The organism is Oceanicoccus sagamiensis, assembly GCF_002117105.1.
Taxonomy (GTDB): domain Bacteria; phylum Pseudomonadota; class Gammaproteobacteria; order Pseudomonadales; family Dasaniaceae; genus Oceanicoccus; species Oceanicoccus sagamiensis.
Genome location: NZ_CP019343.1, coordinates 505,874 through 530,383, shown reverse-complemented (window position 1 = coordinate 530,383; position 24,510 = coordinate 505,874). Strand labels below are relative to the sequence as shown.

The 24,510-nt window shown below is 47.5% G+C and carries 16 protein-coding genes and 1 pseudogene; 11 read left to right on the top strand and 6 right to left on the bottom strand.

From position 1 onward, the window contains the following. The first annotated feature begins 7 nt into the window (after positions 1–7). The 4 genes from flgK to BST96_RS02380 are packed head-to-tail and all read left to right on the top strand — an operon-like array spanning position 8 to position 6,140. The gene (gene flgK / locus BST96_RS02395) at positions 8–2,074 is read left to right on the top strand and encodes a flagellar hook-associated protein FlgK (protein WP_085757151.1); all 2,067 of its coding nucleotides are present in this window, start codon (positions 8–10) and stop codon (positions 2,072–2,074) included. A gap of 21 nt (positions 2,075–2,095) precedes the next feature. After that, positions 2,096–3,427 carry a flagellar hook-associated protein FlgL gene (gene flgL / locus BST96_RS02390; RefSeq protein ID WP_085757150.1) on the top strand — a complete coding sequence of 444 codons (1,332 nt, stop codon included), beginning with the start codon at positions 2,096–2,098 and terminating at the stop codon, positions 3,425–3,427. A 36-nt stretch (positions 3,428–3,463) separates the two neighbouring features. Continuing rightward, positions 3,464–5,050, top strand: coding sequence for a tetratricopeptide repeat-containing glycosyltransferase family protein (locus BST96_RS02385; protein WP_085757149.1), 1,587 nt, complete (start codon positions 3,464–3,466; stop codon positions 5,048–5,050). A gap of 4 nt (positions 5,051–5,054) precedes the next feature. Beyond that, the gene (locus BST96_RS02380) at positions 5,055–6,140 is read left to right on the top strand and encodes a polysaccharide pyruvyl transferase family protein (RefSeq protein ID WP_085757148.1); all 1,086 of its coding nucleotides are present in this window, start codon (positions 5,055–5,057) and stop codon (positions 6,138–6,140) included. A 6-nt stretch (positions 6,141–6,146) separates the two neighbouring features. On the opposite strand, the gene BST96_RS02375 is transcribed toward BST96_RS02380, so the two are convergent. The 4 genes from BST96_RS02375 to BST96_RS21185 form a co-directional block, all read right to left on the bottom strand. Next, positions 6,147–6,473, bottom strand: a complete 327-nt coding sequence (locus BST96_RS02375; protein WP_085757147.1) for a hypothetical protein — start codon at positions 6,471–6,473, stop codon at positions 6,147–6,149. A 6-nt stretch (positions 6,474–6,479) separates the two neighbouring features. Further along, the gene (gene fliD / locus BST96_RS02370) at positions 6,480–7,958 is read right to left on the bottom strand and encodes a flagellar filament capping protein FliD (RefSeq protein ID WP_085757146.1); all 1,479 of its coding nucleotides are present in this window, start codon (positions 7,956–7,958) and stop codon (positions 6,480–6,482) included. Between the two features lie 198 nt (positions 7,959–8,156). Continuing rightward, positions 8,157–8,507 carry a flagellar protein FlaG gene (locus tag BST96_RS02365; protein ID WP_085757145.1) on the bottom strand — a complete coding sequence of 117 codons (351 nt, stop codon included), beginning with the start codon at positions 8,505–8,507 and terminating at the stop codon, positions 8,157–8,159. A 77-nt stretch (positions 8,508–8,584) separates the two neighbouring features. Next, a complete protein-coding gene (locus BST96_RS21185; protein WP_085757144.1) occupies positions 8,585–10,141 on the bottom strand; it encodes a flagellin N-terminal helical domain-containing protein in 1,557 nt (518 codons plus the stop codon). 376 nt (positions 10,142–10,517) lie between these two features. On the opposite strand from BST96_RS21185, the gene fliS reads away from it, so the two are divergent. The 5 genes and pseudogenes from fliS to BST96_RS02335 all read left to right on the top strand — a co-directional run bounded on the left by fliS (position 10,518) and on the right by BST96_RS02335 (position 18,205). Then, positions 10,518–10,904 carry a flagellar export chaperone FliS gene (gene fliS, locus BST96_RS02355; RefSeq protein ID WP_085757143.1) on the top strand — a complete coding sequence of 129 codons (387 nt, stop codon included), beginning with the start codon at positions 10,518–10,520 and terminating at the stop codon, positions 10,902–10,904. Positions 10,905–11,219: 315 nt separating this feature from the next. Further along, the gene (locus BST96_RS02350) at positions 11,220–13,412 is read left to right on the top strand and encodes a putative bifunctional diguanylate cyclase/phosphodiesterase (protein WP_085757142.1); all 2,193 of its coding nucleotides are present in this window, start codon (positions 11,220–11,222) and stop codon (positions 13,410–13,412) included. A 157-nt stretch (positions 13,413–13,569) separates the two neighbouring features. After that, positions 13,570–15,017 (top strand): annotated as a pseudogene (locus tag BST96_RS02345) (sigma-54 dependent transcriptional regulator). A 510-nt stretch (positions 15,018–15,527) separates the two neighbouring features. Next, complete coding sequence (locus BST96_RS02340) at positions 15,528–16,811, top strand: sensor histidine kinase (RefSeq protein WP_085757141.1); 1,284 nt, start codon at positions 15,528–15,530, stop codon at positions 16,809–16,811. Then, positions 16,808–18,205, top strand: coding sequence for a sigma-54-dependent transcriptional regulator (locus BST96_RS02335; RefSeq protein WP_085757140.1), 1,398 nt, complete (start codon positions 16,808–16,810; stop codon positions 18,203–18,205). Before BST96_RS02340 ends, BST96_RS02335 begins: the two co-directional genes overlap by 4 nt. Before the next feature lie 58 nt (positions 18,206–18,263). Here the strand turns inward: BST96_RS02335 and BST96_RS02330 are convergent, their stop codons facing one another. Then, positions 18,264–18,746 carry a hypothetical protein gene (locus tag BST96_RS02330; protein ID WP_085757139.1) on the bottom strand — a complete coding sequence of 161 codons (483 nt, stop codon included), beginning with the start codon at positions 18,744–18,746 and terminating at the stop codon, positions 18,264–18,266. 385 nt (positions 18,747–19,131) lie between these two features. On the opposite strand from BST96_RS02330, the gene BST96_RS02325 reads away from it, so the two are divergent. Further along, complete coding sequence (locus BST96_RS02325; protein WP_085757138.1) at positions 19,132–20,559, top strand: hypothetical protein; 1,428 nt, start codon at positions 19,132–19,134, stop codon at positions 20,557–20,559. Between the two features lies 1 nt (position 20,560). Here BST96_RS02325 and BST96_RS02320 read toward each other — a convergent pair whose 3' ends face one another. Continuing rightward, entirely contained in the window at positions 20,561–24,025 is a 3,465-nt protein-coding gene (locus tag BST96_RS02320; protein ID WP_085757137.1) for an acyl-[ACP]--phospholipid O-acyltransferase, read from the bottom strand. A gap of 288 nt (positions 24,026–24,313) precedes the next feature. Here BST96_RS02320 and BST96_RS20305 point away from each other — a divergent pair, with 288 nt between their 5' ends. Next, the gene (locus BST96_RS20305; protein WP_157117818.1) at positions 24,314–24,490 is read left to right on the top strand and encodes a hypothetical protein; all 177 of its coding nucleotides are present in this window, start codon (positions 24,314–24,316) and stop codon (positions 24,488–24,490) included. The last annotated feature ends 20 nt before the right edge of the window (positions 24,491–24,510 follow it).

Sequence of the window (24,510 nt, the reverse complement as noted above, 5' to 3'; positions counted from 1 at the left end):
AAGCATTATGTCATTATTAGGTATAGGTGTTAGCGGCCTGAATATTAGCCAAACCTCATTGCAGGTGACGGGTAATAATATTGCTAACGCAGATCAACCCAGTTATAGCCGCCAGCGAGTGGAAGTGGCCACCTTGCCTGAGCAATTACAGGGCAGTGGTTTTATCGGTGCTGGCGCGATTGTTAACGATATTGGTCGTGTGGTTGACCAGTTTTTGATAAACCAAATTCAACTGGATACCGCCAGCTTTAATAATCTGAATATTTTTACCACCAATATAGACCAACTGGATACCTTGCTGGCGGATGACTTTAGTGGGTTGGGTCCAGCTATTGGAAACTTTTTTGCGGCGATTGAGGCCAGCGCTCAGGACCCTACCTCAGAACCTGCCCGGCAGGTTGTGATTAGTGAGGCCGAAGGTCTTGCCCAGCGTATTAATACTTTGAGCTCTCGGGTGCTACAACAATCCGATTCGGTAAACGATCAAGTGACTTCACTGACCACTCAGGTATCGACACTGGCTTCGGGTATTGCAGCACTCAATACCTCTATTCAGGAAGAAATTGGCCGTGCTGGCGGGGCAGAACCCAACCAACTATTAGATCAACGGGATGAGTTACTGCGGCAGTTATCGGAATTGGTTTCGGTGACTACAGTGGATAACGATAACTCCCTCAGTGTTTTTATCGGTAATGGTTTGCCTCTGGTCGTTGGCGGTGATGCGTCACAGCTCGGCACTACCATTAGTAGAAAAGAAAGTGGCAATGTTGAGGTCTCGTTTATTGACCAGAATGGTGTAGAGCAAGAGATTACGGAATTTGTCTCGGGCGGCAAGCTGGGTGGTTTATTAGAATTTCGTGATGAGATTGTGGTTGAAGTCATTAATTCTCTGGGGCGTTTGGCCATTGGTTTGGCGGATGCCTTAAACCAGCAAAATTCGCTGGGCGTCGACCTCGATGGCAATCTGGGGGGAGGTATTTTCAGGGATATCAATGATGGCGATATTCCCGGCCAACGGGTTATTGTGGATTCCGCCAACTCTGATCCTGAGAATCAGGTGATGGCGGTCAATATTACCGATATCAGTCAGCTGACCACCAGTGACTATATTTTAGTGGTGACTGACCTTGATGGCGATGCCGACCCTGATTATCAGGTGATCCGCAGTAGTGACGGCGTTGAGGTTTACAGTGCCAGTGGTAATGGCGGTGCAGAAACTATCAATTTTGGCGATGGTTTTGACATTGATATTGATGCCGCTACGCCGTCTAGTTTAGAGCTTGGTGACCGCCTTTATATTCGCCCGACCCGCAGTGGCGGCAGCGATATGGCCGTGGAAATTTCTCGTGTGCAGGAACTGGCCTACGGCGTGCCCATTGTTACCGATGCAAAAAGTGGTAATACCGGGCAGGGTGTCATCAGTTCAGGCACGGTGCTGGATTTGGTTGATGATACGGCTTTTAACTTTGCAGCACCTGCCGCGTTGCCACTGGCAAACCCGGTGTATTCATCGCCGGGTGTATTGTCCGGTGAAGTGTTGGTGGTCTTTACCTCGGCAACCGATTACACCGTCTATGCCAATTCAGATGCGACTGCGCCGGAGTTATTATTTTCTGACACGATTGTACCCGGGCAGGCCAATGACCTTTTTTCCAATAACCCTGGCGATGCCAACTATATTGGCTTCCAGGCGGAGATAAGTGGTTTTCCGGATGATGGCGATGAGTTTACCTTTGACTTTAATGCTAACGGCTCTTCAGATAACCGCAATGCGGTGGCCTTAGGTCAGGTCAGAACTAATGATATTCTCGATGGTGGTTCTACTAACTTTGAAAATGCCTACGGCAGCCTGATTGAGGAAATAGGGACCAAAACAGCACAGTCGCAGATCAGCCGCGATGCTGCACAGTCCCTGTTATTTCAATCTCAGGCTAATCGGGATTCCATGTCGGGGGTGAATCTCGATGAAGAGGCCGCCAACCTGATCAAGTTTGAGCAGTCTTATAATGCGTCGGCGCAGATTATTACTATCGCCCGGCAAATTTTCGATACCTTGTTAGGTATCTTGCGTTAATTAATAGAAAAGGCATTAACGATGGCGATTCGTTTTTCGTTTTTACAAGGCTTTAATGAGAGTGTGCAGGGCATTTTACGTGTCCAGCAGCAGACTTATCAAACCCAGCAGCAGGTTTCTTCAGGGCGACGGATCGTTAGCCCTGCGGATGACCCGGTGGCGTCTGCTCGTATTATTCAGGTTAATCAGGAACTGTCTCAGGTTGGTCAATATATTGATAATGCAAATTCAGTTGAGAACAGACTTAATTTAGCGGAAAACCAAATTCAGCAAGTATCCTCGTTATTATTTCGTGTTCGCGAATTAACGGTACAGGCAGGTGGCCTGGCACTGACCCAGAGTGATCGTCAAGGCCTTGCTGCTGAATTAGATACTCGCCTGGATGAATTGTTCGACCTTGCCAATACCCGCGATGTCAATGGTGAGTATATTTTTGCAGGCTATCAGGGTGCGGTACAGCCCTTTGAAAAAACCCAGGCCGGTGAGTTTATTTATAATGGCGATGACGGTCAGCGTTTAGTGCAAATCGCCAGCTCTACCCAAATAGCTATCAGTGATAGTGGCAAAGCCATTTTTATGGATATTGCCTCGGCTAACAAACTGATTGATGTCTCTGCAGAGGGCAGTAATGCCGGTACAGCTGTGATCACTAATAGCGCTATTGATAAAACCATTGATGCAGCTGATGGCCTAAATAATTATGAGCGCAACGCCTATCCGGATGATTATATTGTGCGCTATGAAACCATCGCCGGTGGCTTCCCTGCGGATGGCTATAATATTTATAACCGAACGGACTTACTGGATAACGGTACCCTGGATACCCCTTTAAATGCGGCGGTTATCCCCGATACCGGTAGCCCAATAACGATTGATGCCAATGCTATCGACCTGACACCCGCCAGCCCTGATATCACTAATCTGGGGTGGTCTATCACCTTAACGGGAACCCCTGCTGACAGCGACCACTTCTATGTCAACTCCTCTGAAAAGCAAGGCCTGTTAACCACCGTTGCCCAGCTATCTGAAGGGCTGAAAAACCTGACGGACTCAGAGGCCGATGAGCTGATTCTGGACGATCTATTGGCCGATACCCTCGATAATCTTAATGCCGCTGAAGCGAATATGTCGAAGATCAAGGCGCAGATAGGCGCACGTCAAAATACCCTTGATAGTGTTCGCTCGTTGCATGAGGGGGTACAAATCGTCAATCAAGAAGTGCTTTCAGAACTGCGTGATCTAGATTATGCTGAAGCATTGAGCCGCTTGAGCCTGGAAACATTTACTCTGGAAGCTGCACAGCAGAGTTTTGCCAAGATCAGTAATTTGTCTTTGTTTAACTTTTTGCGTTGATTTTTGGCGACTGTCTACTGAAGCTATATAGCATATATGATAAAAAAATTATTAAGCAAACTCGAACAAACCCTGAAAGATGGGGATGTGAACGAAGCTAAAAAAATTATTGCTAAAATTCATAAGCGCCCACAGATGCCAGAGGTGTATCTTGATATAGCCCTGTACTGTATAAATGCCAAGCTCTGGGATGTGGCAAAATATAATTTTGAAAAAGCCACTCAGGAAAAGCCTGAGCTATGCCTGCAGTTAACGCTATGGCTAGATAAAGAGCCTCTTTCCGATACTCACCACAAAGCCCTTGAGTTGTTGAATATTGCCAAAAGTTATCTACCTGATAATCAGCACCTAACGCTTGCCGAGGCCGCGATTTCCAATCGAATGGATCGATTTGAACACTCTATGCCACTTTATGAGGCCATCCTGGCTGACCCTCAATCCATCTATCATTTTAACGCCCTGTTAGGTTTGAATGAGGCGTATTTTAAAACCAATCGCTACCATGATGCCGTTGGTGCAGGCTTGATGGCTTTGCAATTACAGCCTGATAATATTACAGCGAACTTTCAGTTAGGCCTGACCTATATGGCGATTGAGAACGATGCTGAATGTGTTGAATATTTGGCAAAGGTGATCAATGCCAACCCTGATCACTTGGGTGCGCATATTAATTTAGCCCATATTATGCTCAAGCTGGGGCTGTTTGATGAAGGCTGGCAGCACCATGAGTGGCGTTTTCATGAGTCGATGAAAAATATTGCCAACTTTAATCTGCCGATGCCGCGATGGTATAACGAAGATATTAAAGGCAAGCATCTTTTTGTCTGGGTTGACCAGGGCCTGGGTGACCAGGTTATGTACTGTAGTCTTATCGGACGACTTATAGATAGCGGTGTCCGTGTCACCATTATGGCGGAGCGCCGCTTGCGCAAAGTCTTTATGGACAGTTTTGATATTGAAGACTTTTTCGCCTTTGATCGCGAAGGTATCAAAGAAATGACGGCTAGTGATGCGCTTTATCATTACCATACACCCATGGGGACACTGCCAGCATTCTTTATTCACTCCTTTGATGACTTTAAGCAGGGCGAAGCCTATTTAAAAACTGATCAAGCTATGGGTGAGCAGTTTCGAACAGAGCTTCAGCAACTTTTCCCCGGTAAGACTCTGGTTGGATTTGGTTGGCGTGGGGGTATTGCTGCTACCCGCAATCATGCCAGAAGAATCGATATAGAACTGCTGTCGCCCTTGTTTGAAAAGCAAGGCTTTCAATTTATTAATTTTCAGTATGATGCCACTGATGAAGAGAAGGCCCAATTAGCGGAGCGGGGCGTTTATACCCCGGACATTAATTTACGCATTGATATCAATACCGTATTGGCCTATATGTCTGCTCTGGATTTATATATTACTGCGGATAATACCAATGCGCATTTTGCTGGCGCCATTGGTTTGCCAGTGTGGAACCTTATTCCAGTGGCCGCTGAGTGGCGCTGGTTTACTGATGAGAAGAAAAGCTATTGGTATAAATCTATGGTGCTGTATCGACAAAAAGAAATTGATCGCTGGGATGATGTTGTGGCTGATGTCGGCACTGACCTGGAACACTTTGTAACGGAATAACCTCATGAAAACAGCTTTGATTCTTAATTTTACCGGCAATACCTATCATTATGGTTGCTACGGTACCTCTAATGAAATGTATCATCGTTTGGTGGAGGCCGGCTATCTGGTTAATTTTATTAGCGTTAGGGCAACACATAGCTTAACGGTTTTTCCTGATAACGGAGAAAAGTTTACCAGTGCCCAATTTGCTAATGAGTTTCTCAAAGAGAATGCTGCCATAGCCACGGCTATTGATGAAACCGATCTGGTAGTGGTTAATGGCGAGGGTACCCTGCATCGCTTATCAAAAGGTTCTATGACCCTGCTGTATTTAATTTATTTATCCAAGCAGTTTATGAAAAAAAGGGTGTTATTAATTAATCACTCTGTATTCCCAAATGGCGGCACCGAGCGTGGTGATTTTGATGGTATTTATAAATTAGCTCTGTCGGCTTTAGATGATGTGGTTATCCGTGAGCCTTTGTCTGCTGAATTTTATTCTTCTGCCGGCATTCGATTTCGCCAAGGGTTTGATTCATTGCCATTGTATATTGGTCGATATGATTTGCTTGGTATAAGAAATGAGGTATTGGATCAACAGAAAATTCTGCTGTGTGGTGGTATCCATTACCCTGAGGCGGTGATTAAAACACTGGTAGAGCAGTTATCGGCTTATAAAAAAGATTACTCCTTTGAATTTGTACTAGGTGGTAAGGCTCACCTGGCTCAGGAAGATGCTGTTATTTGTGAGCAATTCCAAAAAGCAGGGCTGGATATTAAATTGGTAACAGCAGGTAGTTTTGAGCACTGGTGTCGAGTGATTGCCAGTGCGGCAGTCTTAATTTCCGGGCGTTTTCACTATTCTATTGCGGGGCTTGCCTTGGGAGTCCCCTGTATTACCTTCCCGAGTAATACGCCAAAAGTACAGGGCGTTTATCAGTTACTGGAAGAAGACGGTTACCTTAAATGGAGCGACACTGATTTTGAAAACCGTTTTAAACAGCTTCTAACCGATGCTCTTAATGGTGAGCTTGGGCTGAGTGAAGAAAAGCGGATAATGATGGTTGAGTACGCTGAGAAAAACTACGACCTGTTAGGGGTTTATTAGCCTTAACTATTTCAGGTAGGCTGAATTAACCTTCTTGCGGTTATTGATGGTCATCCCTTGCTTAAGCGCTTCTTTTCTTGCTGCTTTAACCAAATCAGATAGCACCTGTTCTTGTGCAATAAAATTATTGAGATGTTCAGCATAAAAGTAGGCTGTGTCTGGCCCTACGGGGAATTGGGCAAAGTGGCCGGTAATTTTCTTATGCCGGTTGACGGCAAGGGATGAAATATCTTCCCAGGCTTCCTTGGCGGCACTGTTCTCGATGCTTTGGGTAATGCTGATGATCTCAGCCCAGCTGGTTTCTATGGTGTCTGAGTTAGGGTTCGTTTTCAACGTCTGTTAATCCTTATTGCCACTGATGATATTGGCAGTAGCGGCTAATTGCTCACTCAGAAAATTACCGGTTTGATTAAGCTGTGCCACTAAAATATCCAGTGCAGCAAACTGTGCCCGGTAGCGGTCTTCAATTTTTTCCAAACGAAAGCCAAGGTCAAAGCGCTCTTCTTCAATAACATTCAGTTCTTCCTGAAGGATGCTTTCTTTGGTATCTATGGTGCCGCCCGATTGCAGGAAGGAGTCCAGTAGGTCATCCAGTCTTGTGGCAACGCCATCGTCTCCAGTAAAGATACTGGCTAAATCATCAAAATTTGAAGATACAGCATCGGCCAGATTCGACTCATAGCTTAAGGAACTATCCGTTTTTAGATTAAGGGTACCATTCTGGTTAGTGGAAAAGCCCAGGTAAGAAAGGTTGTTAAAGTCTGAGGGCGCGCCATCCACAGTGTCTGTCATAATGCGACGAATCTGTTCTTCAATAATACGTGCGCTTGAGTCTGAGTTAAGTATGCCTCGTGTTTCAGTCTCTGCATTGTAATCGGTCAGTTGATTCATCACGATAATAAGCTCATTGTAAGTAGCGGCAAAGGTGGTGATTTCATTTTGCACGCCGGTAGTATCAATGGCTACATTCAGTGCGGCGGTCGTTGGGTCGCCCGGGTTCTCATCAGCAGTGACAGCAGTAATAGATACCCCGTCAATAACACTGTCGAAGGTATTGCTAGCGCTAAAGGCGGTAAAGCCATCTACGGTAATACTGGCGTCTTGAGCGCTTGCTTTATTGACCAGTTGGTTGGCGACATTGTCGGGGTCGGAACCATCAAAGTAGAATTGTGACAGGCCGCTGCCGTCAGTGTCATCACCATCGCCGCTATCGTCAACGCTAATGGTGATTTGGTTTGCTTCACCGGTGTTATTGGAGGTCAGTACTAGCTCGGTAATGGTGGAGCCATCTCCCATACCGGCATCGACAGTAAGGAGGCTGGCGGTAATACCGGTGTTGTCTTCGGCATTATTAATCGCATCGCGTATGGTGGTCAGGCTGTCAGTGGCGGCAACACTGATATCGAAGTTATCGCCGTCGACAAAGCCAAGGGTTAAGGTGCCTTCACCTACGGTGGCATCAGGGTCAGCAAAGCTGCCATTAGTCGCTACTTTACTGGCTTCAGCAAGTGCCAGTACGGCGACTTCATAGTTGCCGATCTCTGCGGTCGACTCGGATGTGGCAGTAAATGATTCACTATTCCCGGAAGTTGCTTGTCGGCTGGAGAAGAAATTACTGTCTTTCAGGTTGGCTAGAGAGTCCTGAAAACTGGATAGAGTGCTTTTAATACTGCCAAAAGCAGTAATTGTAGCCTGTGTTTCAGTCTCCTGAAGGTTTAACCGGGTTTCCGTTGGTGTCTTTTCCGCCTCGAGAATATTCTCGATCAGAGTTTCCAGGTCTAAGCCTGAACCGACACCCACTGAAGTAATAGAGGCCATGATTAATTACCCATTTTAGCTGTAGAGCCCATGCTACTGCTTAAGTGCAGCGAAGTCATGAGTTTGACAGTATTACTAAATAAAGGGAATGGGAGCATATATCGTGCCATGGTGGGGTACCTCTTTGGGCTTTTAAGGGCAATACAGACTACCTTTAAAAGGAAAAAGGGGAGGCTAAGCCTCCCCTTTCAGTACTACTTAAGCTTGTTCTTTTAAGAACAGGCTGGCGGTTTGTTCCTCTATTGAGGCTGCCAATTTAATGGTCTCCTCCGCCGGTATTTGTCGAATCAACTCTTCCGTCTCAGAGTCGTAGACTTGAACTACAGTTGTTCCCGTATCTTCCTCAACACTAAATGACAGGGTTCGTTGTACATTTTGAACATAGTCATTCAGTTTGCTGACGGCTGATTGGAGCTCTTGCGGCTCAGGTGCTACAGCCTCTTGTTCAGGTTGTGCCGCTTCGGCTTGCTCAGTTTTGGCTGGCGTAGCGCTAGCCTCCCGAGCTTTTACCGCTGGCTGAAGACCACTGTTAACAATGTCGTTAAGCATGGTTATTCACCTTCACAAAGTTTGGTATCAAACCCCTTAAAGCTGACTTTAAGGGGCCGTTATACCAGTTCCTAGTCTTACTGTAGCAGAGACAGAACCTGCTGTGGAAGCGAGTTAGCCTGTGATAATACCGAAATACCTGCCTGCTGGAGGATCTGGTTTCTCGTCAAGCTTGCTGTTTCCGCAGCAAAGTCAGCATCTTGAACCCGTGACCGCGCAGCGGATACGTTCTCAGAGATACTTGTCAGGTTAGAGATAGTTGATTCAAGACGGTTTTGAATCGCACCTAAATCGGCTCGGGCGTTATCGATCGTTGAGATCGCCGAGTCAGTTACCGAGATAGCACTCTGTGCGCCGGTTACTGTCGAGATATCAACATCAGCGATACTGTCACCAGCGGCAATACCTACACCAACAGTAGTGAAGGTGGCTGCACCAATAGTGATATCGGCTGAAAGCAAGCCGGTACCTGTTGCTGTTGGAGCGAAAGTAGAAGCAACGTTAGTTGCTGTAACTGCTGCACTTGCAACCGTTACGCTACCTACCGCAATACCGCCTAGAGAAGCAGCAGCAGAAGTGGTCTGACCGTTTACAGTCACATCAAGGCCGTTACCTGCGCTGGTGATAACAGTAACGTTGATATTGTCGCCGTCAGCATCAGTTAAGGTGAAACCATTGCCATCAGATGTGATAACAATACCTTGAGCTGTTACCTGGGCATTACCGGCTAATGCAGCAGAAACTGCAGTAGTCAATGCTGTAATACCTTGGTCAGCAGAACCTAATGTTACGGAAGTAGTGGTAGTACCCACTACAACGTCAATGGTCTGGCCGGCGGTGAAGGCCGCAGCAGCAGTTGCGATAGCAACAGTTAGTGAAGCTGTACCCGCTGCTGCGCCAAGAGTCTGGGCAGTTGCAGTGTTATAAGCAGTGTTTAAGTCTGCAGCCAATGTTTTAGCTGAGTAACCGGCGCTTAGAGTAACGGCAGCTGAGTTAGTGCCATCGCTGAAAGTTACGCTGCCAGCACCAGTGATACCTGCAGTGCTTACACCGCCAATACCTGTCGCAGCAATAGTTGAAGCACTAACCGTGTAGGCAGCGCTACCGGTAGTTGTTTCTGTACCCAGAGCTGCAGCTGCAAAACTTTGAGTCAAATCAACATCGATTGTTTCGTTGGCGTTTGCACCCACCTGGAAGCTTTGAGAACCAAAAGAGCCGTCAAGTAACTTCTGAGTACCAAATCGTGTAGTGTCCGCAATACGTGTTAGCTCTTCCTGCAGCTGAACAACCTCTTTGTTCAAGTTAGCGCGGTCATCGGCAGAGTTAGAGCCGTTTGCAGACTGGATAGCCAGTTCCCGCATACGCTGTAGGATGTTCGTGCTCTCAGCCATCGCGCCTTCAGCAACCTGCGATATAGAGATACCGTCAGATGCGTTACGAGCCGCCTGGTTAAGGCCTCGAATCTGTGAAGTGAATCGATCGACGATCGCTAGACCCGCAGCATCGTCCTTCGCAGAGTTGATACGTAGACCTGAAGATAGGCGCTGTAGCGAGGTTTGTAGGGCCCCTTGCGACTTATCCAGGTTACGCTGAGCGTTCAAGGACGCAACATTCGTATTAATTACCTGTGGCATTGCTAGTTCTCCTTGGCTCCTTGGAAGGCTCAGGCCTGTGGGAGCGTTGGTTATAGTGTGGAAATCACACCAATTTATTGTCTTCAGTGACTCTATCGGCGCACTTTTAGTTATCTTTAGCTTTTTTATATAGAACTTGTAGTTATCGAAGAGGGTATATTCTGAGGAAAAGGTTGTAAGGCTTTCTATATATAGAAGCACAGCAGAATCAGTCACTTGCTGACCGTGGCGGGTGTAAAAAAGCTTGAATTTAGGCTAAAGGAATTGCATGGTTGACCGATAGCTATAGGAGTAGAGGTAAACGCATACATAAGAGCTGCGTTATCTCACTTCAGAATTTAAAACCGCAGTTATTAACGAATCAGGATTATCTGTCATGTTAAATAAAGGTTTAGCTCAGTATCAGCAGGTCAATACCGGCTCAGGTGTTGAAGATGCTTCCCCACATCGCTTAATCCAAATGCTAATGGAAGGTATGTTACAGCGCCTGGCCGAGGCCAAAGGTGCTATTCAGCGTAATTCCGCCTCAGAAAAAGGCGAAGCCATTGGTAAGGCTGTTACTATCGTGGCCGGTTTGCGCAATAGTCTGAATAAAGAGGTAGGCGGTGAAATGGCCGACAACCTTGATGATTTATATGACTATATGCAGCGCCGTTTGCTTGAAGCGAATATTGGCAGCAGCGAAGACATTGTCGATGAAGTGATGGCTTTGATGCGTACGATTAAGTCGGGTTGGGATGGTATTGCCGAGGAAGTGGCTTAATACTCGGAGCCACAATCCCGATAGCAGCTTTAAATGGCCGGTTTACCGGCCATTTTTTGTTTTAGGCGGGTGCTTATTACTGGGCAAAAATGCCCGAAGCACTTGATTTGGTAAGTAATTGTACTTAATGAGTCAAAGTTTGCTAGCATCCTAAGCGCCCCTCGGCTATCGTTATAACTATAAAGCGATTTGCAGTAGAGCGCCGGGTATAGCCCCATCTTTGATCGGGCAGCCTTTGATCGGGCTTAGACAGCTTTAAATCCATATAACAAACCACGAAACAAATAGCGCTACTGTGTTCGCGAGGTCGTCAGTTTGACAGAAAATCTCGATCCTATTGGCTCTTCAGCGGATTTGCCCATCGTTCTGGTGGTCGAAGATAACCCTGTGGAGCGCCAGTTAGTCGGCAAGATTTTACGTAACGCCAATTTTGAGGTGATTGCGGTCGACTGCGGCGAAGTAGTGCTCGATACCGTGGTGAATTACCAGCCTGATATTATTCTGCTAGATGCCCTGCTACCGGATATCGATGGTTTTGATGTCTGTGGCCATCTGCGCGCCCACCCCAAGGGTGTTTATATCCCCATTATTATGTTGACCGGTCTGGATGATGTGAGCTCGATTAATCGCGCTTATGAAGTAGGGGCTACCGACTTCTTTACCAAGCCGATCAACCACTCCTTATTAGTTCACCGCATCAAATATCTACTGCGTGCCCGCCTGATTATGGATCAGCTGCGCATGAGTAAGCAGTCACTAGCCAGTGCCCAGCAAGTGGCCAAGCTGGGTCATTGGGAGCTGCATGTAGAAAAAGGCCGTTTTCAGGTTTCTGAAGAGATGCACCGTCTTTACCGGCTGGACGGTGCCTACGAAGAGTCCGATACCGCCGTGCTGATGGAGCGCTGCCACCCGGATGACCGGCAGCATTTGCAAGACTCCTTAATAGCGTCGATCCGTGATTTGCGGGAAGCGCGGGTTGAGCACCGCATTGTGTTTGATGATGGTACTGAGCGCTATCTGGAAGTGCATACGACAGTGATGCAGGATGAGGGTGACGGTAGCACCCATATTCTGGGTATCAGTATTGATGTTACCGACCGGAAAGAGTCCGAGCGGGAAATTCTGCGCTTGGCTTATTGCGATCGTTTGACCGGGTTACCCAACCGCTCTTTATTAGAAAGCCTCTTAGAGCAGGCGATACCGCGATCACACCTGAATGGCGGTGCGGTTGCTATTTTGGGTATTGATTTGGATTTATTTAACCGGGTTAATAACTCAATGGGGCACAGTGCCGGTGATGCGGTATTACAGCAGCTGACTGAGCGCCTCAACACGCTGGTTAATTGTGCGGATGTGGGGCTTTATCTGGAGCGCCTGTCCATGTCGATTGAGTCAAATCTGGATGATATTGCGACGGATATGGTGTCGCGACTGGCCGCTGATACTTTCATCATTGCCATGACCGGCGCAGATCGCAATAGTGGTGAAGTTGAGCGTTTTGCTGAGCGCGTTAAGGCCAGTTTCCAGCAACCTTTCCTCTACCGTGGCCAGGAGTTATTTGTTACCGCCAGTATTGGTATTGCTTACTCAGAGTCAGGCAGCAGTACTGCCGAAAGCCTATTGCAAAAAGCCGACCTGGCTTTGCATGAAGCCAAAATGCAAGGGCGCAATGAAATCCGTGCGTACTCAGGAGATCTGGTCGCTAAGGTTTCTACTCATTTATCGATTCAAAGCGATTTAAGAAAAGCACTGCAAAATGGCGAGTTTCAGCTATTTTACCAGCCTAAAATTTCTACCCGTGATGCCTCCGTAAAAGGTTTTGAAGCTTTAATCCGTTGGGTCCACCCCGTTAAAGGCCTGGTGCCGCCTAACCAATTTATTACCGTGGCTGAAGATACCGGGCAAATTGTTGAGATTGGCCAGTGGGTGATTGAAACCGCTTGCCGGCAGAATAAGCAATGGCTGGATGAAGGCCTGGTGAATGTCAGGGTGGCAGTCAATGTCTCCGCCAGGCAGTTTAAAGAGGGTAACCTGATCGAGGTTATCGAAAGTGCTCTGGCCAGTACCGGTTTAAAAGAAGAAAATCTTGAGCTGGAAATGACAGAGGGGGTATTAATGTCTGACCCCAGTACCGGCGATACCTTGTCAGAGTTACGGTCTAAGGGGATTGCGGTATCACTGGATGATTTTGGTACAGGCTATTCGTCACTCAGTTATATTACCCGCTTCCCGATTGATACCATCAAGATTGACCGCTGCTTTGTGCAGGATATTACTATCGACTCTGAAAAAGCGGCGATTGTTTCCGCCGTGTCCAACCTTTCCCATGGCCTGAACTTTAATGTGGTGGCAGAAGGGGTAGAGACAGAAACAGAATTAGATGTGATTCGCCAACTGCGTTGCGATGAAGTGCAGGGTTATTATTACTGCCGCCCAATGGCTGCTCAGGATATTAGTGAATGGTTGCGCAGTCGAAGTGCTGTTACCTCACTGAAAAGTGCCAAATAAATACCCCGTCCCCCTTGCTGCCCCTTGATTTCTGTGCCATAAATTTGACCTGTCAAAATAATTGGCACAATTAACATCAATTACGTGCTAAAGTGCTATCCAGTCAAAAAGCTGACAATTTTAATAAAAGCTTTCACTGAAATAAGGTTATGGATTTATGTGGGAAGACAACAATATTATCGTTATCGACGATAATGACCAGCGCCGCCATGATGCGCAGGTAATTTTGGATTTTTTGGGTGAGAACCCGGTGACCTTTTCCTGTCAGCAGTGGACGGATATTTGCCAGAGCGACGACGCTAAAGAAAATACCCGCCAGATCAAGGCGCTGGTATTTGGGGAATGTGGCGGTCTTTCCCTTGAGCAGAGGCTTGAAGAAACCCAGCAATGGGACCGCGCCTGCCCGATTATTCTGATTGGCGAGCACCAGCTAGAGCAGGTTGATGATATCGATTTGCAGCATAAGGCGATTGCTCAACTGGAATTCCCCCCAGCTACAATAAGTTTATGGACTCCCTGCACCGGGCTCAGGTGTATAGAGAGCAATATGATATTAATGCCGGCCGGGTGCAGCAGCGTGATGTACAGCTATTTCGCAGCCTGGTGGGCACCAGTCGTGAGATTCAAAAAGTCCGCGAGATGATGGCTCAGGTGGCGGATAAAGATGTCACCGTACTGATTACCGGTGAGTCCGGTACCGGTAAGGAAGTCGTCGCCCGCACACTGCATTACAACTCCCACCGTCGCAATATGCCCTTTGTCCCGGTTAACTGTGGTGCTATCCCCCGTGAGTTACTGGAGAGCGAATTATTTGGCCATGAGAAGGGAGCTTTTACCGGTGCTGTAACAGCCAGAGCAGGGCGCTTTGAAATGGCTCAGGGCGGTACCTTATTTCTCGATGAAATCGGCGATATGCCCTTGGATATGCAGGTAAAAATTCTGCGCGTATTACAAGAGCGCTGCTTTGAACGGATTGGTGGCAATAAAACCATTCAAACCGATGTGCGGATTATCACTGCGACCCACCGCAATCTTGAAGAAATGATTCGTGACGGCGGTTTCCGTGAAGACCTTTATTACCGGCTCAATGTTTTCCCCATAGAAATGCCGCCACTGCGTGACCGGGTTGAAGATATTCCTCTTTTATTGAATGAGCTGGTCACCCGGCTGGAAAATGAAAAGCGCGGTTCTATCCGCTTTAACTCAGCGGCAATTATGTCACTGTGCCGCCATGAGTGGGCAGGCAATGTCAGGGAGCTGGCTAACCTGGTCGAGCGTATGGCGATTCTGCACCCCTATGGTGTGGTGGGTGTACAGGAGTTACCGAAAAAATTCCGCCATGTTGATGAGGCCGATGAAGACCTGATTATTCCCGAGTCAGCCCGTTCAGAAGGTATGCCGACGGTTGCCACCATGGATAGCACAGCGCTGTTACCGGTCAATGGCATCGACCTTAAAGAATACCTGACCAACCTTGAGCGCAGCCTGATTCAGCAAGCCTTGGATGACAGTGTTGGTGTGGTAGCTCGGGCCGCAGAAAAACTGAAAATCCGTCGTACTACGCTGGTGGAAAAAATGCGTAAATACGATTTGCAGCGTAAGTAAGCCTCTACCGTATCTCTGGAAGAGGCTTGAGCGACTAGGTGGTGCTGGAACGAGCTGAGCTGGGTTGGGGTATATGCGACACGCTACAAGTTCGTCCCTGAAGGCTCTTCGCTGGCATCCCTGCCAGCGACGGTCTCATATACCCCAACCCAGCTCAGCTCTGGCATCACGTTTACAATTTCTTTCCAGCCTTTTGGCTTTTGGCATTCTTTATATTCACACACTCAAATAATGGCGTGAACTTGAAGGAGTGAGCGAGGGCTTGTCTTTCAGGGGCGTGAAAAAGAGGGACCTTTTTCACGAGCCTTCATGGACGAACTTGTAGCGTCCCCTGAAAGGCAAACCCTCGCTCCCTCCCTCCAGCCCCCCCCCACTTGCCAATTCCTTGACAACACCCTGCCGATAACTAGCTAACATATTGTTTATAAAGAAAAATTAAAACCGGCACGGTGTTTGCAATAACTCTCAAAAGATCGATTATCGTCAAATTTCTGCTGAGAGAAACAGTATATGGCACCTCCTGCCGTTGAAAGTAGCCAGTCCTTAGCTGCCGATGCCTCTATGGCTATGCCGGTAGAAGGTGAGAATGTCCAGCCTATCCGCAGCCGCGAAGAGCTGATGTCCGCCTTTGAAGTCTTTAACAATGTGTCTGCCCAGTTAGCGGAAACCTATCAGGAAATGGAAGAGCGAGTAGGTTCGCTTAACCAGGAGCTGCATCAGGTTGCCGAGCAGCGCTTGCAGGAGCTAAAAGAAAAAGAACGGGTTAGCAATCGCTTAGAAAGCCTGCTGCATTTACTGCCCGCAGGTGTTGTTGTGTTAGATAGCAAAGGGGTCGTCACTTCGTGTAATCCCGCAGCTGAAGATTTTCTCGGTGAGCCGTTATTGGGTGAAATTTGGCGCGATGTTATTCGCCGCTCATTTGCTCCACAGGTGGATGATGGTCATGAGATTTCACTGAAAGACGGCCGCCGTATCAGCATGGTCACCCGTTCTATGCAGGGTGAGCCCGGCCAGTTAATTTTACTGACCGATTTAACCGAAACCCGGGAACTGCAACGTCGCCTTGATCGTCACCGCCGTCTCTCGGAAATGGGTCGGATGATGTCATCACTGGCTCACCAAATTCGCACCCCGCTTTCTGCTGCTATGCTCTATGCCGGCCATCTTTGTGATTCCGATTTAACCCAGCAGCAAAGCCAGCGCTTTTCAGAAAAAATTCTCTCCCGTTTAAATCATTTGGACCAGCAAGTAAAAGATATGCTGATCTTTGTAAAAGGCGATGTAAAACTCACCGATACCATAGCGGTCGGTGAACTTATCCATCAGTTGGAAGCGGCGATGGAGGTCTCTATCGAGAGCAGTCATTCCCGCTATAACATTGCTAACGATTGCACCCATGCGATGATTCAATGTAATCGCGATAGCATGGTCGGTGCACTGATGAATTTAATTAACAATGCGATTCAGTCAGTGGGCGAAGGCGTGGACATTAGCATTAAGGTCAGCACCCAGGACGGTGAAAATCTGCAAATTATGATTGCTGATAATGGCCCCGGTATTGAGCCCGACGTGCTAAAAAATTTACAGGAACCATTCTTCACCACCAAATCACAGGGCACCGGTTTAGGTCTCACTGTGGTTAAGGCTGTTGCTCAGGCCCACCACGGTGATTTTAAACTGTCTTCCAGAGCTGGCAGTGGAACCACTGCGGTGCTGACGCTGCCTGTTTTTGATGGTGTTAGTAAAACGGTCATCCTGGATCAGTATGCCAATCATGATGGAGTTGCCCAATGACCTCTGCCCCCATAAAGTTAAATGCTACTGTCTTAGTCGTAGAAGATGATCGTGACTTAAGAGAAGCCTTGGTGGATACGCTGGAAATCGCTGGCTGTTCAGTAGTACAGGCCGATTGTGCGGAAAAAGCCCTGGAGATTATTCCGGAGCAAGCGCTGGATATGGTGGTATCCGATATCAATATGGGGGCGATGGATGGCCTGGGTTTATTAAAAGAAATTCGTCGTCTTTATCCACAGTTACCGGTGTTATTAGTCACAGCCTACGGGAGTGTCAGCGCCTCGGTTGAGGCTATTCGCAATGGCGCTGTCGATTATTTAGTAAAGCCCTTTAAACCACAATTATTAGTAGAGACCGTCAGTCGCTATGTGGGCGTGGCCAGTGTTAATGCCGACGACCAACCGGTTGCTGTAGAGCCCTCCAGCTTGCAACTATTACAGTTGGCAACACGGGTGGCAGAAACCGATTCTACTGTACTGATATGCGGTGAATCCGGTAGCGGTAAAGAAGTTCTGGCTCGCTATGTTCATCAACAATCCAAACGGGCAGCGCAACCTTTTGTGGCCATTAACTGTGCGGCTATTCCGGAAAATATGCTGGAAGGTATGTTGTTTGGCCACGAGAAGGGGGCGTTTACCGGTGCTTATAATAGTGCGCCCGGTAAATTTGAACAGGCCAATGGCGGTACCTTACTGTTAGATGAAATTTCAGAAATGGATATTGGTTTACAGGCAAAAATTTTACGGGTGATTCAGGAGCGTGAAGTGGAGCGTCTGGGCGGCCGTAAAACGATTGATCTGGATGTGCGGATTATTGCCACCACCAATCGACAATTGTCGGAAGAGGTTCAGGCCGGGCGGTTCCGAGAAGATTTATATTACCGCTTGAGTGTTTTCCCATTGCAGTGGCTACCTCTGCGGGAGCGACCTCAGGATATTGAACCTTTGGCGCAAAAATTATTAAAAATGCATACCACTAAAATGGGTCGTACCCCGGTTGATCTTGATCATACTGCGGTACAGGCTTTAAGCAGCCATCACTGGCCGGGCAATGTGAGGGAACTGGATAATGTGGTGCAGCGGGCATTGATTATGCAGCCGGGCACGGTAATTTCTGATTTTCATTTACGTCTGGACCCCTTCAATAACCAGCCGATAAATCTGGACGTTGCTCCCTCAGTAGGAGCGCTCCAAACAGCTGGCAATCACACGGTATTGGAAGATGATCTACAGCGCCGTGAGTTTGAAATCATTGTCGATACTTTAAAGAGCGAAGGTGGCTCCCGTAAAAATACCGCGGAAAAATTAGGTATTAGCCCGAGAACCTTGCGCTATAAATTAGCCAAGATGCGCGATATAGGGATTAGTTTAGAGGGTGCTTTGCAGGGAGCTTAAATCCTTCAATGCCTTGTGCAAAGAAGGTTGCCTTAAAGAAGATTGTGCCAAGACGATGTTATGCAACAGCGTGACGACTAAACCAACTGGAAAAATCCTGGGCATGGCAGGAGCTATGGTGGCAAAAATTCTGCTCCCAAAAATGCCCAAGTCCATCCACATCATCAGCGGCAGGTAGCTGGTGCTCAGACTGTAAATAGATAATCCAGGCAATGGCCGTGCTATAAGCCAAATTGGTTTTTAGCTCTTGATCCGGGTTTTTTAAAAACTGGTGCTGGCTGGCAAGGCCCCGTACTTTACTGGCCAGGTCTGGTCGAAAAGCCAAATATTCATCCCATACCGTGCGATGTTGCGTCGAGGTGATTTGGTAAATCCCAATACCCTGACTCTGACTTTCACAGTGTTGATAGAAGGGGTCGAAATCAGATTCTTGCGCGGCGGTGCCCAGTAATAATTTTTCGGCCGCCAGAGAGTGCATACCTAAATAATCAAGGGTAGGTTTGATGACATGTTCGGTTAGATCTACAGCATTAATAGTCATGGTGGCACTTAAACCTTTACAGCTTGCTCTTGTTATTTAATACGCACTAGCCGGGGGTTTGTCCCTGCAGCCAGCGCGGTTTATATTCTTAACCTTCTATTTAGACGTTATTTTGATCAATTTCCAGTTTTTTGCTGCTTTTTTAAAGTTTTATGACAACTTTTTCATTTGAATTATGGAATTAGTGCTTAAGTTGTTGAAATATAAGTATTAAATATTAGTATTTTGAGTAAATGTGAATCTTGACCGATTTCTCTATTGGTGCCGCTGGCGGGCCGTGATACAAACACCTATTGGATTCTCTAAAGTGATATAGCCTGTTGCTAAAAACAGTCTGGAAGACTTGCCTGATTGGCTTAAGTCTTTGTAAAGAAAGGAAAATAGAATGATGTGGTCTAACTACCCAACACTGTCGTTGATAGCATTTCTGCTGCTGTCATTGTTGTTGATGTATTTTGTGCGCGCCCACGCCCACACACTGATAGCCCGTGTCGCCCGTCTGCTCCATTCACAGCTGCGCTTACTGTCCCGTGCCTGCCTTCGCACTGCTCAACGTATTCGCCTGCGCAACCATGAAGTGACCAAGGCTTTGGCTGAGTCGTTGATGGAGCGGCAATTAGAGCGCCGCTTTATGCGTATTGAAAAGTTGGTGGAGCGAGATTTAGCCAGCTACCAACAATTATCCGCTGAGATCAATCGTCAGTTAGTGACTATCGATGAAGACTATGCCGCCAGTGCCAATGTGCCTGAAGTCTCCCCTGAATGGGTGACGGCCGTTGAGGCGATTGCCAACTTACAGGGTGATGATCGCAATACCGAGGTGATGGCTAAAATACTGGATGATATGCATAAAACGGTTAAGCAGCATCAGCGAGATGCCCTGCGTGAGCACCGTTGGACCGTCTCGGCCCGCCATAAGGTCTTGTCCGGTTTACAGCCCCGGTGGCGTAAGCTCACTAAGCTACTGCAAAATATTGATAACAATATCGATGTGTTGCGTCATCGCTTACGTCAGGTAGACCAGCATATGGGGCAGTTTGAAATGCTGACGGCCGGTTCTGGCCAGGGCGTGATGTCTTCCATGTTAATGCGTTTTGTTTCCTCCTTATGTTTTGTCATCGTCGGTATTGGTGCTGCCTGGATAAACTGGCAGCTGATTAGCCAGCCCTTACAAGAATTATTGCCCGTCAGACAGTTGGATGGTGTGTCATTGGCGGCGGTGGTAGCAGGTTTGCATATTGCTTTTACCATTGTTGCGGCCACCTTGATCTCTGAAAGTTTACGAATTACTCACCTCTTTCCGATGGTGTCAGCCATGACCCGTCGCGGCCGACAGCTGATGATGTTTAGCGGGGCTGGTTTGTTATTGGCTTTAATCAGCGTTGAGATTATGGCCTTATTAGGTGCCCCCATTGTTAATACCGCGACTCAATTAACCGGGGTCTCCCAGATTTTATTAGTGGTGATTGGTTTGGTGATGCCGTTGGTGTTATCTATGGTGATGTTGCCGATGGAGTATCTGTTGCACACTTTGCGCCCGGTGGTGGGGAGTGGGCTGCAAATCCTTTCGCATATGGCCGCTTTGATATTACGTCTGGCGGCCTCATTGTCATTACAGGCCGGTGCGTTGTTGGTTAATGTCTATGATCTGCTGATCTTTTTACCGCTGCGGGTCGAGCGTGAGCTACTGTTGCGTGCACAGCGCAATGCCGGTGTTGAAGCAAACCCGCAAATGCCAAATTCATCTGAGGTGGAGCCGCTCAATGTCACCACCTTAAAATTTGGTACCGGTAATAATGAGCAGCGTCACTAGCCTATTGCGCCGCTAATATCTTCGCCTGACTAAAATCGGTTTTACCAGAGCCCAGCTTGGGTATGTCTTCCACCAGAAGTATTTGGGCCGGTATTGCCAGTGCGTTGCAGCGGGCATCCAGCAGCGTCTTTTTCAGGGTGCTGCTATCAATCTCTACCGTCGTTAGTAACACAATTCGTTCGCCTTTATTGGCATCAGGGATATTGACCGCCAGTACTTCGGCATCGTCCTTTAGGGTTTCCCCCATCGTTTTTAAAGCCTGTTTAACGTTTTGTTCAACATTGCCCAGTCCCACCATCTCGCCGGCAATTTTGGCAAAGCGAGAGTAGCGATCAATTATGGTTAAAAAGCCGTCCTTATCAATACGCCCTTTATCGCCGGTAATATACCAGCGCTGGCCATCAATCGTACGAATCACATCATCGGTTTTCTCGGGTAGTTTTAAATACCCCTGCATAATTTGAGAGCCGCCAATAATAATCATCCCTTCTTCACCGGTGTCTAACTCTGCTTCGGTATCGGGGTCAATAATTTTAAAACTGGTGCCCGGCAGAGGCATACCCACCGTGCCGATTTTACCGCCGGTTTGAACTTCCCAATAATCGGTATCCAGTGCATCCGGTAAATTCACACTGGCAACGGGGGTGGTTTCGGTAGCGCCGTAGCCTTCGTAAATAGTTTTATTGAATTTAAGCTGGAAGCTTTCACGGACCTGCTCATTCAGTTTTTCTGCACCGGCCACCACAATACGCAGGCTATCAAACATCAGCGGATGCACTTTGCGGTTTTTGGTATAGAGCCGTAAAAAGGTGGAGGTGCCACAAATAATGGTGGCTTTATAATGGGCCACCGCTTTACCAATATTGGGGGCGTCGGTTGGGTCGGCATGGCAGACAACAGGCAGGCCTTCGATCAGTGGCATAAACTGAGTCACGGTTAAACCAAAGGCATGGAACAAGGGCAGGGAGGCCATCACGACATCACTGTCCTGGGTATTTAGCACATCCGATATCTGCTTTAAGTTGGCCATAATATTGCGGTGGCTTAACATCACCCCTTTGGGGGCACCTTCGCTGCCGCTGGAAAATAATATCGCCGCGGTTTGGTCGGCACTGATATGCCGTGAGTATAGCCAGCGTAAGCCAGAGGCGGGCAACAGTTTAACCGTTAGCCAAAGCCGCAATAACTCATACTTGGTCATCGTACTTTTCAGGTCTTCCAGATAAACCACCTGGTTATGTTCCAGTAGCTGTTTAAAATGGATATCCCGCATAGCCAGTTTTTCTAAAAATAACCGAGAGGTAAAAATAGTACTGATATCGGCCTGTTGCACCGCCGATTGCAAGGTGCTTTCGCTGGCGGAGTAGTTAAGGTTGACGATGGTTTTGCCCGCTAATAGCCCCGCCATATTGGCGATCATACCGCCTGCGCTGGTCGGTAATAATAAGCCGATAGTTGTGTTGCTGCTGTGGGTCTTAATCCGTTTAGAAAAAGCAATACTGGCACAGAGTGCCTGGGTGGCCGATAGCGGCTCAGACGAGGTATCGGCAATGGCCATTTCACTGCCCACGCGTTTTACTGTGTCAATCCAGGCATGGGGTAGTGAGGGCAGGTCATTAACATGTTGCTGCCAGGCTTCGATCGATAAATCAAAGACACGGCGTTTTAAGATATCGACACCGGTGTCTTTGGGCAATGGGCTGCCAAAGGCAACAATCAATTCACGGAAGCGGCCTTTGCTGCGGATAGTTTTTAATTTCTCTGAGGAGTGTGAAAACTGGCTGCCCCATAAGCCCCGTAAATAAAACGGGATAATCACAATATCCTGGCTGACTCTTTTACAGGCCAGTTCATAGCCCCGGCGAAATTCGCCTAAATGCCCGGTGCGACTGATACTGCCTTCGGGGAATAAACAAACGATTTCGCCGTTATCTAATAGTGAGGCAACCGTTTTTAATGAACTGTGACTACCGGCAGTAGAGTCAATGGGAATGCACCCACCCAACTTGAAAAACCCTTTGAGATACCAGCGCTCATAAATATCTTTAAACATCACAAAGCGAATAGGGCGCGGGCTGGCAATTTGAATAATGGCCCAATCAATCCAGCTAATATGATTGCCCAATAATAAAACGCCACCCTGTGAGGGTATATTCCGCACACCCTGTACATCAATTTTATAGCGGCGGCTCATAATCCCACCAATTAAAAAACGCACCAGACTTTGCGGTAGTTGATAGATGGTGTAAAAGCCGCCAATCATCGCCACAATAGCGATCAGGGTCAGTAGTATTTTGCTGTCTATACCGGCAATGGCAAATAGCACGGTGATGATTAAAAAGCTCAGCATGCTGATATTTTGAATCAGGTTATTGCCAGCAATCACAGTGCCTAACTCATTTTCTTTGGCGGTAAATTGGATCAGCGCATTGAGTGGCACAATAAATAAGCCCCCCATAATGCCGATAAACAAGAAGTTGGCAAAGTGCCCCGCCGCTGAATTAATTTGCGGCAGTAATAACAGGCCAAGACCAATCCCCGCTGCGCCAATAGGCACCAGTCCGGTTTCTATATGCCCTTTGGACCACTTGCCCGCCAAGGTTGAACCAATGGCAATGCCAAGCCCTGAGAACGCCATAATGCCCTGAATAATAATGGTGTTATCAATCGCCAGGGTTTCTTTGGCAAAGGCCGAGAAGGCTGCCAACATAACTTGCCCCACGGACCAGAATATCGCTATACCAATCACCGATAGCCTGATAACCCGATTGCGGGTGACAGGCTTAATATTATCGATCATGGATTTTGCATTGAGCAGTGCTTTGGCCGTTAAACGCTTATCACTGTGGCTGCGGTCTATCAGCGGCAAGCGGTAAGCCATAATCAATTCAATAATGCTGTTTAGCACTAGTAGCCATCCGATCGGCGCCACGGCCATTAAACCGCTATTTGTATCACTGCCCTTGGGGAACAGGGATTCAAAAATCACTGAAAAGACAAAGGTGCCAAACAGCATGGCGAAGATGGTAGTCGCCTGTACCAGACCATTGCCTTCGGCCAGATGCTGTTTGCCGAATAGGGTTTTGATATAGCCATATTTTGCCGGGGAATAAATGGCCGACTGAATCGCCAGTAAAAACGTTAGACCAAAGGCGGGCCAGAACCAACCCATGTAATAGCAGCAGGTAATGCCCAGTGTAATGGCCACCGCTGCCCAGGCAGACAGGCGCATCACAACCTCTTTGGCATAGCGGTCAGAGATAATACCGGCGGGGCTAAATAGCAAAATAAACGGCAGCAGGATCATACTATTGATGATCGCGGCATAGATAATCTGGGTATTGCCATCGTAGACTTTAAAAATGGTGTTCTGGATGGTGATCTTATGGCCAAGGTCAACAAAGGCATTTAGAAAGACAACGATCAGGTAGGCTGTCACACCGGGGATAGAAAACAGCTTTTTCATAGTTGCCCTTTATTTATATAGCGTGGGTATGGCTGGTGTTGGGACTGGTTACGCCAAGCCGTTTTGGCTTTGGCTAAGGTCTTATTTTACAAGGTTATTTTAGAAGAGAAATGGCAGTCTTGCGCTATCTATTCTTTATAGGCTCCGGTTATATAGAGGGCTGTATAAGGGGGAGGCTAAGATTTTGTTGTTATATAGGTATTTACCACGGCTTACAGTCTCAGTGCCCGGCACTATAGTTTATCCACTTGATTGAGAATCTTTCCTTTATCGCTGTAGGTACTGTCTATGAACGCATTACATAGATCCGCTGGATTAAAGCCCGATTTACCCGCTATCGAGTTTAGCCCCTCCACCCCCACTCAGAACACAGAGCCGCAAACGGGGCATGTGCTAGCCATCAGCCGCGACATTGAAGAGAAAGATAAGCCCGAAGATATATTTGACTGGTTATCCAGTCACTAACCATCGCCTATGGCCTGTCA

Excerpts from the sequence above, each read along its gene's own strand:
- flgK (WP_085757151.1), top strand. The coding sequence starts at position 8 with ATGTCATTATTAGGTATAGGTGTTAGCGGCCTGAATATTAGCCAAACC.
- flgL (WP_085757150.1), top strand. The coding sequence starts at position 2,096 with ATGGCGATTCGTTTTTCGTTTTTACAAGGCTTTAATGAGAGTGTGCAG.
- BST96_RS02385 (WP_085757149.1), top strand. The coding sequence starts at position 3,464 with ATGATAAAAAAATTATTAAGCAAACTCGAACAAACCCTGAAAGATGGG.
- BST96_RS02380 (WP_085757148.1), top strand. The coding sequence starts at position 5,055 with ATGAAAACAGCTTTGATTCTTAATTTTACCGGCAATACCTATCATTAT.
- fliD (WP_085757146.1), bottom strand. The coding sequence starts at position 7,958 with ATGGCCTCTATTACTTCAGTGGGTGTCGGTTCAGGCTTAGACCTGGAA.
- BST96_RS02365 (WP_085757145.1), bottom strand. The coding sequence starts at position 8,507 with ATGCTTAACGACATTGTTAACAGTGGTCTTCAGCCAGCGGTAAAAGCT.
- BST96_RS21185 (WP_085757144.1), bottom strand. The coding sequence starts at position 10,141 with ATGCCACAGGTAATTAATACGAATGTTGCGTCCTTGAACGCTCAGCGT.
- fliS (WP_085757143.1), top strand. The coding sequence starts at position 10,518 with ATGTTAAATAAAGGTTTAGCTCAGTATCAGCAGGTCAATACCGGCTCA.
- BST96_RS02340 (WP_085757141.1), top strand. The coding sequence starts at position 15,528 with ATGGCACCTCCTGCCGTTGAAAGTAGCCAGTCCTTAGCTGCCGATGCC.
- BST96_RS02335 (WP_085757140.1), top strand. The coding sequence starts at position 16,808 with ATGACCTCTGCCCCCATAAAGTTAAATGCTACTGTCTTAGTCGTAGAA.
- BST96_RS02330 (WP_085757139.1), bottom strand. The coding sequence starts at position 18,746 with ATGACTATTAATGCTGTAGATCTAACCGAACATGTCATCAAACCTACC.
- BST96_RS02325 (WP_085757138.1), top strand. The coding sequence starts at position 19,132 with ATGATGTGGTCTAACTACCCAACACTGTCGTTGATAGCATTTCTGCTG.
- BST96_RS02320 (WP_085757137.1), bottom strand. The coding sequence starts at position 24,025 with ATGAAAAAGCTGTTTTCTATCCCCGGTGTGACAGCCTACCTGATCGTT.
- BST96_RS20305 (WP_157117818.1), top strand. The coding sequence starts at position 24,314 with ATGAACGCATTACATAGATCCGCTGGATTAAAGCCCGATTTACCCGCT.